This window comes from Pyrococcus woesei (assembly GCF_050496105.1).
Taxonomy (GTDB): domain Archaea; phylum Methanobacteriota_B; class Thermococci; order Thermococcales; family Thermococcaceae; genus Pyrococcus; species Pyrococcus furiosus.
In genome coordinates, this window is record NZ_CP179867.1 from 474254 (window position 1) to 487427 (window position 13174).

Sequence of the window (13174 nt, forward strand, 5' to 3'; positions counted from 1 at the left end):
AGAGTCTATGTTATCAGATCCACGTGAAATTCTTCAATATCTCCTCACATATGTAGGTGAAGTTTTCGAGAAGGAAAATGAGATCAATAAGGAGGAAGTAATAGGATGGAGAGGATCTGTTTCCAGCATAATATACTATAAACCAGGATATGAGATTGATGAGTTAGATAAAATTAGGAGGTTAATCTTCAGAGAAGATTTCATGAGTTATAGAACTTACATTCCCGATGAAATTCGGGGCATAATAAGCTATATAGACGGAATCTGCCAAAAGCTAGAAAGCCTAAATGGGAAATACGAAAAATTATGTGCAGAGATCAGAAAATTTCTTATCTCAGGAGACATAAGATGGCTTATCAAGAAAAGTGAGGAAATATCAAATCAAGTTGATCTTGATACCAAATCCCTGGAAAAATTAGTTGGTTTTCTCGAAGGATTGATCTTTCTTTTAAAGCTTTTTATGAAAGTCAATAAGTACTATCAAGAGTTCTTCACAAGCGAAGAAGACAAAATTAAGCTTCATGATAATGTTGAAGCTATTTACCTAAAAGATGAAGACGGAGAAATTCTCTGGCTATTTAAACCCCAAGGAAATTATGTTAGAGGGCTAGAAATTTCAGTTAACTTTGACACTTATGATTACGTGCGACTATGGGAGGGAGTCAACGAGTACGCTATTGTAAAAGCTTCACTGACGGGAAAAAGTGAGGGGATAAAAGAATTAGATAAGATTGAAGTTCCCACTTTACTTCTATTTTAGTCTTTTCTACGCGGTCGCCGCTGAAATTATAGCTAGGATCAGGAAAGAGGGCTTCGAGCTTATAGTCATGGCGGAGAAGGGTCGGAAAGACGAGGCTCGTCCTTGAGGAATTTGAAGAGAAAGGCTGAGCTCGTAGACTCAAGGATTGAGAGAAGTATTATGGACTGATCGCTAAAAACGTCGAGAAGAAGGATGAACTCAGAGAAGAGAGCTGGCTTACCTAGGATTTAAGGGACTTTCCCCACTACCGTTAACCGCGTAAATCCCTAAGAGCTTGGGAGCCTTTGAAAACCTGCGAGTGGAAGAGGAAAAGCTTATGTCGAAGAATGGGGATGATGTAATACTCCTGGTGATCCTCCTTCACATACCGCATATTCTACAAGTGATTTTTCCTATCGATATTACCGGCCCTGGGGAGTGCGCATGAGGGAAAGACAAAAAGGGATGCAACGCTTTTTTAAGCAGACTCTTAACTTTTTACGAGAACCAACAGAACATCTCAAAACCCTTAAATTATATTCTTACCATGCACTTCAAAAATTTTCGAAAAACATTCGTTACCTGAAAAACAAAGCAATGCTAACTTCGATTATTAAATCAAATCCCAATCTCCAACACCTTTATTTCCAAAAATATGCCCAAATATCGTGTACCGAAAATCCTCAAGATTTAAAATTTAAACTCTCAAAGTCTTATAGCTCCGATGATGAGTCTCGCTCGGCTGATAGATGATGTAGGGCATACTGGCTGAGGTGATAGTATGAGTTGGAAAGAAAAGCTTGGTTTAGTTCATATCTACACTGGAAATGGAAAAGGGAAAACCACAGCAGCCCTAGGCTTAGCGCTGAGAATGCTCGGCTCTGGGGGGAAGGTAATAATAGTCCAATTCCTTAAGGCTCCAAAAGTGTACGGAGAGTATGAGATGGCCCAAAAGTGTGGATTCACGATTGAATCTTACGGCCTTCCAAAGTTTGTTCATGGAAAGCCGGATGAAGAGGACATAAAAGCCGCAAAGAAGGCCCTTGAAAGGGCCAAAGAAGTCGTGAAGAGTGGCGAATGGGATCTTGTAATTCTAGATGAAATATGCGTGGCCCTTGGCTTTGGAATGATATCAATTGAGGAAGTCAAGGAGCTCATTCTAAACAAGGCCAAAAACACTGAGCTCGTTCTCACTGGAAGATACTGCCCAGAGGAGCTCTTTGAGCTTGCAGACTATGTTACCGAAATGAAAGAAGTAAAGCACCCATACCAAAGAGGAATACTGGCAAGAAGGGGAATTGAGTATTAATCTTCTTCCCTTTTCTCCATTATTATTACATAGTCGGCCGCATTCTGAAGAGCCACAGCGAACCCAGGTTCAACACCTATAACTACCGTCTCTTTCCCCCTCCTCTTTGCTTCACTTATTATTGGCAAAAAGTCCGCATCTCTCGTAGCCAACGCTAAAACATCTATGTCACTATTGTATATTAACTCCATGGCCTCTATTGCCACTCTCACATCGGTATCCCCTGCCACAATTATAGGTTCAAATCCCTGGTTTACAACAGCCTCGATTAATCCTTGAGGAGCGTATTGATTAAGAACTACTTTTGCCACTCTTATCTTTCCAATCTTTTCTAAGGCCTTCTTGATGTCCTCTAGCCTTATCTTAAACTCCTTCCTAAGTATGTTTGGCCCATCTATTATCAGTCCAATCGTCTTTTTAGGCTCCTCTTCCTCCTTCTCTTCTCTCCTCAGAATCTTCGTGATGACGTTCTTCAATCTTCTCACCTCTCGGCTTTAGAATTATCACGTAATCAGCTGCGTGTTTTAATGCAGAACTTAGACCATGTTCAACTCCAATTATCGCAGTTTCCTTCCCCTTTTCCTTTGCCTTTAATATGATTGGGACAAATTCTGTATTCCGAGTGGCCAAAGCTATCATGTCTATATTCGGGTTATACACTTCTCTCATGGCCTCAACTGCCATCTTTACTCCTATTTCTCCCGCAACTATTACCGGCTCAAACCCTTGATTTGAGACGGCCTCGATAAGGCTTTGAGGGGCATATTGATTTAGAATCACTTTTGCTACTCTTATGTTGCCCAACTTGCTCAGCGCCTCCACTATGTCTTCAAGATGAATTCCCAGCTCTTTTCTGAGAATATTAGGCCCATCAACGAAGAGGGCTATCCTTTTCCCCCTCGTGATTATTTTCTTTCTCATCAGTGCTATGCTCTTTACCCCATCCACAATTCTCTCCCATCTCGCCATCTATAACACCTGGGCGATCGATGAAATCAATTAATTTTTGAAACTCTCAAGTATTTTAATTTTCCTATTCTCTAAGAAGTCCACTCCTAAGAACAGTCCTAATATCATCCAATGTTTTAACCCTAAAGAAGCTCCACTTAACTTTTTCGTTCTTTCTCATTAATTCCTCAACATCCAAGAATTCGGCGTCTATGTATTCAGGAAGCTTTGATAAGTTGCTTATATTGTCGGCCTTCATGCCCTCCAAAGCATTCCTCAAGGCTCTCGCATTGTACACCCCATGAAAGACCTCTACATTCTCTCTGAACCTGGGAATAAGAGCTTCCAAGAACTCATCGTAGTATATTGAGGTCATGTAGTTGATCAGGAAAGGCATTACCAGAGGCATGTTTCCCTCTACAAGAAATATGTCCCCTGATTTAGGAAGGCCTTTCAATAGGGCATCTATTTTCGTGTTTCCCGTAACTGGGACTACGTTCTCAACGTGGAGAGAAAACTTTCTTTCTTGACTCTTTTTTACTAAAACCACAACATCATCTATCCTCTTAGCTAACCTAAGCCTAGCTTCAACAATTTTTACCACAGACTCATCATTTATCGGAATTAGGTAATTATCACTCTTCTTGAGTTTCACTGCAAATATTACCCCTAGCATCTCCACATTTGGGTGGGAAAAGTGTTTTTATACATTACTCTCCTTAGGAAAAACAATGATTAGGAGGGTTAAAAGAGAAATTAGGGTAATCGGATTTGATGACGGAACATTTCCTCACAAAAAAAGAGGAGAAAAAGTTATTCTCGTCGGAATAGTCATGAAAGGGGGAAGTGATGTTCTTGGAGCTGTTTCTAGGTGGATAACCATAGATGGACTTGATGTTACAGAAGCAATAATTGACTCGATTTTGTCTTCAAGATTTAGGGGGGATCTTCGCGTTATCCTACTCAAAGGAATAACCTACGCAGGGTTTAACGTCGTTGACGTCAACAGAGTATTTAGGGAGACTGGTCTTCCCCTTATAGTGGTTGTAAGGAAGAGGCCTGATTTTGAAGCGATTGAAAATGCATTGAGAAAGCATTTCGAAGATTGGGAGAAGAGAATGGAGCTAATAAAAGCTGGGGGAAAGATCTACGAGCTGATCCCAGGAAAGGTGTACTATCAAGCCATAGGCATTGACGCTGAAACTGCCGCTAAGATTATAAGAGCAACCTCTCGGAATTCCCTAATTCCAGAGGCCCTGAGGATTGCCCACATAGTTGCATCGGCCGTTATGAGGGGAGAAAGCTCCAAAGAATAGCTACCTCTTTGCTAGAATTGCTCCAGCTATTATAAGGGAAGCACCGAGATATTGGAGTAAAGAAAGTGCCTCTCCAAATATAAAGTAAGCTAGGATAATAGCAACTACCGGCTCAATAGTTGCAATTATCGAGGCCTTGCTAACCTCTACAGTCTTGAGAGCCGTATTATACAAGATATACCCCAGGAATGTGGGAAAGAAAGCAAGTCCTAAGAGATAAGGAAGGGCGGCTGTGGGAACTCTTAAATCAGTCACTGGCAAGAGAAAGAGCAGACCAATTAATAAGACGTTAAAGAGAACTCTCTCGGGCTCTTCCCTTCTCACTGCAAACTTCACAAAGACTCCATAAAGGGAGTATGTGAGTCCACTTGCAAGTCCAGTCAATAAAGCTAGCTTTGAAACGTTAAGTTTTCCGTCCAGGTTCAATAACAAAACACCGAGAATTACAAGAAAAACTGCAGTAAGTTTACTGGGAGTGAGCTTTTCCCCAAATAGTATTCTTCCAAAAATTAGGGAGTAGACTGGGGCAGTATAAAGCATTAAAACGGCGAAAGAGACTGATGATATCTTAACTGTGTAAAAGTAGAGAGAATAAAAGAGAAAAATGCTAAAGAAGGAAAAACCCAGGTAAAAGGGGAGCCTATCTTTAGACATCAGCAAAGGGAGACCCCTAACTTTAAGATAAACTGCCAAGAATATTAGCGCAAAGAGAACCCTGTAGAAAACTATCGTATAAGTTGAGAGATTAAATCCATAGAGAAACTTTGCGAATATTCCCAGAGTTCCCCACATGACCGCAGCCAAAAACACAAAGAGATAGCCTCCCTTCATTGCAAGAGTTCCTGGGAACTTAAGCTTATAATGTTTGCTCAACATTCATATACCCAAACTCAGATATTCATAAGGGTGAAAGAATGAAGGTACTTTTGCTTGGCTTTGAATACTTACCCATAAAGGTCGGAGGACTAGCAGAGGCATTAACGTATATTGCAAAGGCACTTGCCTCCCTGGGAAATGAGACCATCGTATTTACTCCCGCCCATGGGCAATTTCACGGAGAATCGATTGGAAAGGTTAGGGCTTTTGGAGAAGAAGTTGAAATTAGAGTTCACTTAGAGAAAGAGGGAAACTTAAGGGTTTATAGAATAGGGGGAGGACTGCTTGACTCAACGGATGTGTATGGCCCTGGTTGGGATGGATTGCTGAAGAAGAGTGTTCTCTTTGGAAAAGCAAGCGTTCTCCTCTTAAATAAATTGCTCGAGAAAGAAGAGCTCCCAGATGTAGTTCACTTTCACGATTGGCACACCGTTTTTGCTGGTGCACTAATAAAGAAGTACTTCAAGATCCCAGCCGTCTTTACAATACACAGGTTGAATAAGGCGAAAGTTCCAGCTTATTACTTCCATGAGGCAAACCTTTCGGAGCTAGCCCCCTACCCAGATTTAGACCCAGAGCATACTGGAGGATATGTAGCCGACATGGTAACGACGGTAAGCAGAGGGTATCTCCTGGATGAATGGGGGTTCTTCAGGAACTTTGAAGGTAAAGTTACCTATGTATTCAACGGCATAGACTGCAGCTTCTGGAGTGAAGACTTCCTCGATGGGGATAGAGAGACAAGAAAAGAGAGGCTTCTAAAGAAGTTCGGGCTTGAAAAAGGGACGACTTTCATGTTTATTGGAAGGTTCGATAGAGGGCAGAAGGGAGTAGATGTTCTTTTAAGGGCAATTGAAATTCTATCCCAGATTTACAAAGACTTTAGCTCTCTTAGGTTTATAATAGTTGGAAAAGGGGATCCAGAATTGGAAAATTGGGCTAGAAGCTTGGCTACTTCATACAAAAACGTTGTAGTTATAACACAGATGCTGTCTAGAGAGTTTGTGAGGGAACTATATGGTTCAGTAGATTTTGTGGTTATTCCTTCGTACTTTGAGCCCTTTGGTTTAGTTCAATTAGAAGCAATGTGCCTTGGAGCAATACCCATAGCCTCTTCAGTCGGTGGGTTAAGGGATACCATAATAAGCCTCGATAAAAGTCCCCACAATGCAACTGGCTTGTTAGTACCCCCAGGAGATCCTTGGACACTTGCAAATGCTATGATAAAGATGGCCGAGCTAAATAAGACCAACAAAGAGCTAATAGAGGAGCTAAGAGAAAACTGCAAGAAGAGGGCAAGAGAATTTTCATGGAAAAAGGCAGCTGAAAGATACATTAAAGTTTACAGGGGAAATGTGGAAAGGTTCTTTGACTTCATCAGCACCGGAGTTTAGACCCTCACCACTCGGGAAGCGGCCAAGCTCATCATCTCACTCCTTCTTCTTTCTTTTCTCCCTTAAATGCTTTTCTAAATATGTTGATATTACCTCACCATGCTCCTCTTTGGTCCAGAACTTCTCCTCATTGATTATTTTCTTCAATTGTTCTAAATCTTTCTCAGAGGCATCAAGTTTTATAACTACAGAGGCGTCAAAGTTTTCAAGAGCCCCGTGAGGTTCAACTATAATGGAAGTCCCTACAACATGAACTTTGTCAATTGCCACTCTTATATGAGCAGCATGCTCCTCCCCTTCAACTCTCCAAAAGCCATAAATATCGAGGTAGCCCTCTTTGATGTAGAAGTGAAGTGTTGGAGGAACAATTCCCTCAATTAGGGGATATACGTTTTGGCCCACAAGAAGATACGCTGAACCTCTGACAGTCATTATGTTCAACCCTTCACACATGTCGTGGAGGTAACAATCTATAATAATCTCCCTAGTCCCCATAACCCCTCACTTAAATGTGTAGTATTTTATATAATTAAAACTATCGCTGGAGGTAGAAAAATGAGAATCGTGGCCGCAGACACGGGAGGGGCTGTTCTAGATGAAACTTTTGAGCCAATAGGGCTTATAGCGACCGTCGCTGTTCTAGTTGAGAAACCTTACAGGAGTGCAAAAGAAGTTATGGTGAAGTACGCAAATCCCTATGATTATGACCTCACGGGAAGGCAGGCAATCAGAGACGAAGTCTTGCTAGCAATCGAGTTGGCAAGGAAAGTAAAGCCAGATGTAATTCATCTAGACTCAACCCTGGGAGGAATAGAGCTAAGAAAGCTCGATGAACCCACAATCGACGCATTAGGTATTTCAGATAAAGGGAAAGAGGTATGGAAGGAGTTATCAAAAGACCTTCAACCATTAGCCCGAAAATTTTGGGAGGAAACAAACATAGAGATAGTTGCTATTGGAAAAAGTAGCGTCCCAGTGAGAATAGCAGAGATCTACGCAGGTATTTATTCAGCAAAGTGGGGGATAGAGAACGTTGAAAAAGAAGGACACTTAATAATAGGACTACCAAGATACATGGAAGTTAATATTAAAGATGGCAAGATCATTGGGAGAAGCCTAGATCCCAGGGAAGGAGGACTTTATGGTTCAGCAGAGGTTAGTGTCCCTGAGGGTGTTAAATGGGAAATATATCCAAACCCTGTGGCCAGGAGATTTATGATTTTCGAAATTTTTTCAAAACGCTGAACAAATGTCAATTTTTCTTTTCTACACCTTATAAATTGTCGACAAAAATACTAAAAAGGGGGTATTTTAGTTATCATGGTGATTAAATGTGAAAATTCTTCTAATTGGGATGGGTGGAACAATTGCGAGTGTAAAGGGCGAGAATGGATATGAGGCTTCGTTGTCCGTTAAAGAAGTTTTAGATATCGCCGGAATCAAAGATTGTGAGGATTGTGATTTTCTCGATTTAAAGAACGTTGATAGCACGCTTATCCAGCCAGAAGATTGGGTAGATCTTGCTGAAACTCTTTACAAGAATGTAAAAAAATATGATGGAATTATAGTCACTCATGGTACCGATACTCTTGCCTACACTTCTTCAATGATAAGTTTCATGCTTAGAAACCCCCCAATACCCATCGTATTTACTGGTTCTATGATACCTGCCACTGAAGAAAATAGTGATGCCCCCCTAAACTTGCAAACAGCAATAAAGTTTGCAACTTCTGGAATTAGGGGAGTTTACGTGGCCTTCAATGGAAAAGTTATGCTTGGAGTTAGAACATCTAAGGTTAGGACAATGAGCAGAGATGCATTCGAAAGCATTAACTACCCTATAATTGCAGAATTAAGAGGAGAAGATCTCGTGGTTAACTTTATTCCAAAGTTTAACAATGGAGAAGTCACATTAGACCTTAGGCACGATCCAAAAGTTCTAGTTATAAAGCTAATCCCAGGACTTTCGGGGGACATATTTAGGGCAGCTGTAGAGCTGGGATATAGAGGAATTGTCATAGAAGGTTATGGAGCTGGAGGAATTCCTTATAGGGGAAGTGATTTACTTCAAACAATAGAGGAGCTCTCCAAGGAGATTCCAATAGTAATGACAACCCAGGCAATGTACGATGGAGTTGATCTAACGAGGTACAAAGTTGGGAGATTAGCCCTTAGAGCTGGAGTAATCCCAGCGGGGGACATGACAAAAGAGGCAACAGTAACAAAGCTCATGTGGATTCTAGGCCACACAAACAATGTGGAAGAAATAAAAGTATTAATGAGAAAAAATCTAGTTGGAGAGCTTAGAGATTAACCTTCCAGCTTCTTAATTTCTTCTTCTCCAATGATTAATGGCCTAGTAGCTTCATAGACATCTGCAAGCTCCCATTTGACTTCTCCTTTATTCATGAGCTCTGCATACTTCTTTGCCAACTCCACGGCCTCCTCGTAACTTTCAGCTTCTACTATTCTTCTCACATACCACTTTCTATTGCCAAATCTGAGCTTGAACTCTGCCATGTACATCAGCACCACCACCTGAAGTTCAATTTTATAGAAATAAAACTTTTCCCTCAGTCTGGAACGGCTTCCTCATCAGCTCGGCAGCTACCCTGTTCCCATCATCGGGCAATTAGATTTATTACTCAAAGGTTTTTAACATCTATCACCCAATGATGATGGATCAACCGGCTGAAGTATGATGAGGTCCGCATCACCTGAGGGGATGGATATGGACGTGCTTGAACTTCTTTCTCAATTGGTTGAGTTCGAAACCGTTAATGATCCAGCAAAGGGAATAAAACCCACCAAAGAATGTCCCAAGTTCATCAAAGATACGCTGGAAGAGTGGGAAGTTGAAGCTGACGTTTTTGAAGAGAACGGCTATTATGGAGTATTAGGGGAAATTGGAAAAGGTTATCCAAAGCTCCTCTTCATGGCTCACTTCGACGTAGTCCCAGTAAATCCAGAAGAGTGGAACACAGATCCATTCAAATTAACCATAATAGGAAACAAAGCGTATGGAAGGGGAAGCGTTGATGATAAAGGGAATGTTGCTGCGGTGATGGTAGCACTAAAAGAGCTTGCAAAAGAAGATATCAAAGGAAAAATAATCTTTGCCTTTACTGGAGATGAAGAAATTGGAGGATTCCTCGCTAGCAAGATTGCTGAGAGATTAAAAGAAGAGAACAAGCTACCAAAGTACATGATCAATGCAGACGGAATAGGAATGAAACCAATAATTAGGAGAAGAAAGGGGTTTGGAGCGGTTATTAGAGTTCCGATTAAGAAGATCAAGGTTAAAGGGAAAATAAAATCCAAAACATTCAAGGTAAACACCCCAATTTTAGAAACAAGACATGCTGCATATTTTCTCCCAGGAGTAGACACTCATCCACTAATAGCAGCTTCACACTTCGTAAGAACAAAAGAAGTCCCTGTAGTTTCCCTTGAGGGGAAATTCTTGAAAGGTAACGTTGTTCCCAGTGAAGTTACTTTAACTTACCTTGAAAGAGGAGATGGAGAAGAAGTTGAAGTGGACCTTGGATTGACAGAGCTGATGAGGTCAATAGTTCCAGTTGTGAGGGCTCCAATAAAGGCGGAAAAATACAGCGACTATGGAGTGTCAATAACGCCAAACATGTATTCCATCGAAAACGAAAAACACGTTTTAAGGCTCGATATAAGGGCGATGAGTAATTCAAAAGAAGATATCGAAAAGACATTAAAAGAAGTTATCTCGTTCACTTTGCCAGAGGGAGAACTCGAAGTCAAAACTAACGAAAAAGCAGGTTATCTCTTCACAAGTCCTGAAGAAAAGATCGTGAAAGTTGCATTGGAAGTTCTCAGAGAGCTTGGCGAAGATGTTAAACCAGTTGAGGGTCCTGGAGCCTCAGATTCAAGGTACTTCACCCCATATGGCGTAAAGGCAATAGATATCGGGCCTAAAGGAGGAAATATCCACGGACCTAATGAATTCGTTGAAATAGACTCCCTAAAAAAGATGCCAAAAGTGTATAAGGAAATTGCACTAAGGCTTTGATTCCAAAAAGTCAAGGAGTATTCTAATATCTGTTTTAAATGGCTCACTCGCCTTCTTTTCTTCCTCTCTTAACACCACTATTGCCTCTTCAAGATCATTTACTGAGGATGAAATTTTTGAAACTAAGGCTTTAAGCTCGTTGTAATACTCTACATAAGGTCTCACTTCTATTAGCGCTTTTTCCAGCTTTTCCTTTACCACCATCTTCTACCACCCATCCACCAGTACTTCTCCAAATCTTCTCTCTTTCCCAGGATTATAAAGTATCTAAGCAAGCTTATATTTATCAGCAGTATTAAGATCACGAAGATGTAATAAGCTGAAACAACAGTTGAGAGAAACGCAAAGTAATCCCATAGAAAGTGCAACAATATTGCAAGTGCAAAATAAGGAGTCAGGTCATAAATTTTTCCTTCAGATTTTAGACCATAACCTACTCCTATTATAGCACTCCATGAGGCATGGGCTAGGGGAGTTAAAAGTGCTCTAGCTATTGTAGTCCCCATTCCATAACCAAGACCATAAAGTAGATTTTCCGTAGCTGCAAACCCAAGTCCAGCGGCAACTCCATAGATAACGCCATCCATTATCCCATCCATTTGTCTTGCCTTATATGGAAGTTTAATAGCAAGAGCCTTGGCCGGCTCCTCAACGATTCCCGCAACTAAGGAGATATAAAAGAAAGTTGCTGGGAGTAATGCTCCTATGGATGTTATCCAGCTGGGAACTAGAAGGCTCTCAATTATAATTGCCATTATTACAGACACAGTAGCTCCAAAAAGAAACGTTAAGATAACGTACTTCTTGGGCTCTGGTTCTAGCTTATCTTCGTGGTAAAAATACCAAAGTAAGGCTAAAGCAGGAGCATAAGCAAAGAATATTAGAGAGGTGAGTAGAGACATTTAATCACCACCGGTCGGCGAAGCGAAGAGTCATCATCCATCAGGTGTCCTCGGCTTCCTCATCCCGCCTTTTCTAGATACTTTTCAAGGTTCTTCGATGGAACATCAACTTTTAACCCAAGCTTTGAAAGCATTTCTCTGGCCGCATATCTAACTTCAAATTCGTTTCCTTTAAACTCTCTGAAGAGCTGGACTATTTCCTTTATCTCTTCTTCTTTCTTAACTTTCTTGAACCCACCGAAATACTCCACTATTTTCTTATCATCAACATCTGCAAAGTCTTTAATCTTGTTAACTGCAGTTTCATTTATACTTGCTAAAAGTCTTGCTATATCCAAAAGGGGAGTTTTTTCATCTATAATCATTCTCTTAACCACTATCCAGCTTCCATATCTTGCAGTAAAGTTTATGTGGTCTTCTTCATACCTTGGCTGAATTTTTAGCCCTTCAATTTTTCCACCTGGGAATTCAATTGGTAACTCATTCTTCAAAATCTCTCTAGTTAAAACAGCCTTTGCAACCTCAACTAGAAGTTTTTTCAACTTTTTATCGTCTTCCATAACAAGCCTCCCTATCTGCCGGGATACTTTTGGGGATATCAAGGCCTTTAGCTTCTCCTCTAAGCTTCCCTCAATTTTTATGGAAAGCAATCCATTAACGTCAATTTTTTCTCCTAAATAGCCCGGTATCTTTGAACTAACTGTGTTGGAGACTCGTGAGAGGAACATCGCTATATTCTCATTTGTGAAATCTTCCACGTTCTCACCTACAATCCACTCTTCATGTTTAGCCGTGAATTCCAATATCCTCTCGATCATTTTTCATCCCTCAAATAAGATAAGTGGATCTCATTGAAAAAGCTTTTTCATGCAATTCACTTTTCAAGTGAAATAAATTTTTTATACCATTAGTTCCAAACCTTTGGTGGTGATAGACGTGAAGATTAGGGAGCTAATTGAAAAGCTTAATGAAAAGCAGAAAAAGACTGTCATGAGTTGCCTATCAAAATGTGAAATATTAGATTTAGATGAGGAAATAGAGACATACCCCTCCAAGGAGATAAGTAGGTTTTTAAAAGTCATATCAAATCCAATTAGGTATGGAATACTCAAAATGTTAAATGACAGGTGGATGTGTGTCTGCCTAATTTCTGAAGCCCTTGAGATAGATCAAACACTCGTTAGTCATCACATAAGAATTTTAAAAGAGTTAGATCTCCTTGAAGAAAGAAAAGAAGGGAAATTAAGATTCTATAGGACAAACAAAGAAAAGTTAAGGGAATATTTGGAAAAGGTGCTGGAGGACTTTAATCATGGAACTTCAAAAGGAAGTTGACAAACTTATTAAGAGGATGGGAGGCTACTGGACACCCTCACAAATGCTAACCGCTTTAGTGGAAGAAGTTGGAGAGCTTGCCGATATAATTTTATCTTTTGAAGGAGTAAAGGGCCAAAAAGATTACAGTAAACTAGAAGAGGAAATAGGAGATGTTCTTTTTGCATTAATTTGCATCGCAAATTATTTCAAAATAGATGTAGAGGAAGCATTAAAGAAGACACTCGTAAAATACTCAACTAGAGACTTGTAACTTTATAATAATCTTTGAATATTGGAAATCATCCGAAACTTTTTTATACAGGCGAATATT

Annotated in this window: 18 protein-coding genes; 9 read left to right on the forward strand and 9 right to left on the reverse strand. The window is 40.3% G+C overall.

The window, feature by feature from the left end; genetic code table 11:
* Positions 1 to 7 precede the first annotated feature (7 nt).
* Both ACMFNG_RS02790 and cobO read left to right on the forward strand, forming a co-directional pair.
* A complete protein-coding gene (locus ACMFNG_RS02790; protein WP_011013181.1) occupies positions 8 to 760 on the forward strand; it encodes a hypothetical protein in 753 nt (250 codons plus the stop codon).
* A gap of 760 nt (positions 761 to 1520) precedes the next feature.
* Positions 1521 to 2048, forward strand: coding sequence for a cob(I)yrinic acid a,c-diamide adenosyltransferase (gene cobO, locus ACMFNG_RS02795; RefSeq protein WP_011013182.1), 528 nt, complete (start codon positions 1521 to 1523; stop codon positions 2046 to 2048).
* Here the strand turns inward: cobO and ACMFNG_RS02800 are convergent.
* The 3 genes from ACMFNG_RS02800 to mobA all read right to left on the reverse strand — a co-directional run bounded on the left by ACMFNG_RS02800 (position 2045) and on the right by mobA (position 3672).
* Positions 2045 to 2524, reverse strand: a complete 480-nt coding sequence (locus tag ACMFNG_RS02800; RefSeq protein WP_014835507.1) for a TIGR00288 family NYN domain-containing protein — start codon at positions 2522 to 2524, stop codon at positions 2045 to 2047. The genes cobO and ACMFNG_RS02800 overlap by 4 nt on opposite strands.
* Complete coding sequence (locus tag ACMFNG_RS02805; RefSeq protein WP_011013184.1) at positions 2466 to 3017, reverse strand: TIGR00288 family NYN domain-containing protein; 552 nt, start codon at positions 3015 to 3017, stop codon at positions 2466 to 2468. Before ACMFNG_RS02805 ends, ACMFNG_RS02800 begins: the two co-directional genes overlap by 59 nt.
* A gap of 64 nt (positions 3018 to 3081) precedes the next feature.
* The gene (gene mobA, locus ACMFNG_RS02810) at positions 3082 to 3672 is read right to left on the reverse strand and encodes a molybdenum cofactor guanylyltransferase (RefSeq protein ID WP_014835506.1); all 591 of its coding nucleotides are present in this window, start codon (positions 3670 to 3672) and stop codon (positions 3082 to 3084) included.
* 55 nt (positions 3673 to 3727) lie between these two features.
* On the opposite strand from mobA, the gene ACMFNG_RS02815 reads away from it, so the two are divergent.
* Positions 3728 to 4312, forward strand: coding sequence for a DUF99 family protein (locus ACMFNG_RS02815; RefSeq protein WP_011013186.1), 585 nt, complete (start codon positions 3728 to 3730; stop codon positions 4310 to 4312).
* On the opposite strand, the gene ACMFNG_RS02820 is transcribed toward ACMFNG_RS02815, so the two are convergent.
* On the reverse strand, positions 4313 to 5188 hold the full coding sequence (locus tag ACMFNG_RS02820) for an EamA family transporter (protein ID WP_011013187.1): 876 nt from the start codon (positions 5186 to 5188) through the stop codon (positions 4313 to 4315).
* A gap of 38 nt (positions 5189 to 5226) precedes the next feature.
* Here ACMFNG_RS02820 and ACMFNG_RS02825 point away from each other — a divergent pair, with 38 nt between their 5' ends.
* Complete coding sequence (locus tag ACMFNG_RS02825) at positions 5227 to 6582, forward strand: glycogen/starch synthase (RefSeq protein WP_011013188.1); 1356 nt, start codon at positions 5227 to 5229, stop codon at positions 6580 to 6582.
* A 36-nt stretch (positions 6583 to 6618) separates the two neighbouring features.
* On the opposite strand, the gene ACMFNG_RS02830 is transcribed toward ACMFNG_RS02825, so the two are convergent.
* The gene (locus ACMFNG_RS02830; protein WP_011013189.1) at positions 6619 to 7077 is read right to left on the reverse strand and encodes a hypothetical protein; all 459 of its coding nucleotides are present in this window, start codon (positions 7075 to 7077) and stop codon (positions 6619 to 6621) included.
* Positions 7078 to 7137: 60 nt separating this feature from the next.
* Here ACMFNG_RS02830 and ACMFNG_RS02835 point away from each other — a divergent pair, with 60 nt between their 5' ends.
* Positions 7138 to 7827 carry a DUF4152 family protein gene (locus ACMFNG_RS02835; RefSeq protein ID WP_011013190.1) on the forward strand — a complete coding sequence of 230 codons (690 nt, stop codon included), beginning with the start codon at positions 7138 to 7140 and terminating at the stop codon, positions 7825 to 7827.
* An 88-nt stretch (positions 7828 to 7915) separates the two neighbouring features.
* Positions 7916 to 8896: an asparaginase gene (locus ACMFNG_RS02840; protein ID WP_011013191.1), complete on the forward strand. Its 981-nt coding sequence runs from the start codon at positions 7916 to 7918 to the stop codon at positions 8894 to 8896.
* Here the strand turns inward: ACMFNG_RS02840 and ACMFNG_RS02845 are convergent.
* A complete protein-coding gene (locus tag ACMFNG_RS02845; RefSeq protein WP_014835505.1) occupies positions 8893 to 9108 on the reverse strand; it encodes a hypothetical protein in 216 nt (71 codons plus the stop codon). The two genes, ACMFNG_RS02840 and ACMFNG_RS02845, sit on opposite strands and share 4 nt — an antisense overlap.
* Before the next feature lie 205 nt (positions 9109 to 9313).
* Here ACMFNG_RS02845 and ACMFNG_RS02850 point away from each other — a divergent pair, with 205 nt between their 5' ends.
* Positions 9314 to 10624, forward strand: coding sequence for a M20/M25/M40 family metallo-hydrolase (locus tag ACMFNG_RS02850; protein ID WP_014835504.1), 1311 nt, complete (start codon positions 9314 to 9316; stop codon positions 10622 to 10624).
* Here ACMFNG_RS02850 and ACMFNG_RS02855 read toward each other — a convergent pair.
* Genes ACMFNG_RS02855 through ACMFNG_RS02865 form a run of 3 tightly spaced genes read right to left on the reverse strand, consistent with a single transcriptional unit; the run spans position 10613 to position 12344 of the window.
* Positions 10613 to 10828, reverse strand: a complete 216-nt coding sequence (locus ACMFNG_RS02855) for a hypothetical protein (RefSeq protein ID WP_011013194.1) — start codon at positions 10826 to 10828, stop codon at positions 10613 to 10615. The genes ACMFNG_RS02850 and ACMFNG_RS02855 overlap by 12 nt on opposite strands.
* Positions 10819 to 11526: a PrsW family intramembrane metalloprotease gene (locus ACMFNG_RS02860; RefSeq protein ID WP_011013195.1), complete on the reverse strand. Its 708-nt coding sequence runs from the start codon at positions 11524 to 11526 to the stop codon at positions 10819 to 10821. Before ACMFNG_RS02860 ends, ACMFNG_RS02855 begins: the two co-directional genes overlap by 10 nt.
* A 59-nt stretch (positions 11527 to 11585) precedes the next feature.
* Positions 11586 to 12344 (reverse strand): DUF2666 family protein, encoded by a 759-nt coding sequence (locus ACMFNG_RS02865; protein ID WP_011013196.1) that lies wholly within the window; start codon positions 12342 to 12344, stop codon positions 11586 to 11588.
* Between the two features lie 118 nt (positions 12345 to 12462).
* Here ACMFNG_RS02865 and ACMFNG_RS02870 point away from each other — a divergent pair, with 118 nt between their 5' ends.
* Positions 12463 to 12861 (forward strand): ArsR/SmtB family transcription factor, encoded by a 399-nt coding sequence (locus ACMFNG_RS02870; protein WP_011013197.1) that lies wholly within the window; start codon positions 12463 to 12465, stop codon positions 12859 to 12861.
* A complete protein-coding gene (locus ACMFNG_RS02875) occupies positions 12839 to 13114 on the forward strand; it encodes a nucleotide pyrophosphohydrolase (protein WP_011013198.1) in 276 nt (91 codons plus the stop codon). The genes ACMFNG_RS02870 and ACMFNG_RS02875 overlap by 23 nt, the downstream gene beginning before the upstream one ends.
* The last annotated feature ends 60 nt before the right edge of the window (positions 13115 to 13174 follow it).

Excerpts from the sequence above, each read along its gene's own strand:
- ACMFNG_RS02790 (WP_011013181.1), top strand. The coding sequence starts at position 8 with ATGTTATCAGATCCACGTGAAATTCTTCAATATCTCCTCACATATGTA.
- cobO (WP_011013182.1), top strand. The coding sequence starts at position 1,521 with ATGAGTTGGAAAGAAAAGCTTGGTTTAGTTCATATCTACACTGGAAAT.
- ACMFNG_RS02805 (WP_011013184.1), bottom strand. The coding sequence starts at position 3,017 with ATGGCGAGATGGGAGAGAATTGTGGATGGGGTAAAGAGCATAGCACTG.
- mobA (WP_014835506.1), bottom strand. The coding sequence starts at position 3,672 with ATGCTAGGGGTAATATTTGCAGTGAAACTCAAGAAGAGTGATAATTAC.
- ACMFNG_RS02815 (WP_011013186.1), top strand. The coding sequence starts at position 3,728 with ATGATTAGGAGGGTTAAAAGAGAAATTAGGGTAATCGGATTTGATGAC.
- ACMFNG_RS02820 (WP_011013187.1), bottom strand. The coding sequence starts at position 5,188 with ATGTTGAGCAAACATTATAAGCTTAAGTTCCCAGGAACTCTTGCAATG.
- ACMFNG_RS02825 (WP_011013188.1), top strand. The coding sequence starts at position 5,227 with ATGAAGGTACTTTTGCTTGGCTTTGAATACTTACCCATAAAGGTCGGA.
- ACMFNG_RS02830 (WP_011013189.1), bottom strand. The coding sequence starts at position 7,077 with ATGGGGACTAGGGAGATTATTATAGATTGTTACCTCCACGACATGTGT.
- ACMFNG_RS02835 (WP_011013190.1), top strand. The coding sequence starts at position 7,138 with ATGAGAATCGTGGCCGCAGACACGGGAGGGGCTGTTCTAGATGAAACT.
- ACMFNG_RS02845 (WP_014835505.1), bottom strand. The coding sequence starts at position 9,108 with ATGTACATGGCAGAGTTCAAGCTCAGATTTGGCAATAGAAAGTGGTAT.
- ACMFNG_RS02850 (WP_014835504.1), top strand. The coding sequence starts at position 9,314 with ATGGACGTGCTTGAACTTCTTTCTCAATTGGTTGAGTTCGAAACCGTT.
- ACMFNG_RS02855 (WP_011013194.1), bottom strand. The coding sequence starts at position 10,828 with ATGGTGGTAAAGGAAAAGCTGGAAAAAGCGCTAATAGAAGTGAGACCT.
- ACMFNG_RS02860 (WP_011013195.1), bottom strand. The coding sequence starts at position 11,526 with ATGTCTCTACTCACCTCTCTAATATTCTTTGCTTATGCTCCTGCTTTA.
- ACMFNG_RS02865 (WP_011013196.1), bottom strand. The coding sequence starts at position 12,344 with ATGATCGAGAGGATATTGGAATTCACGGCTAAACATGAAGAGTGGATT.
- ACMFNG_RS02875 (WP_011013198.1), top strand. The coding sequence starts at position 12,839 with ATGGAACTTCAAAAGGAAGTTGACAAACTTATTAAGAGGATGGGAGGC.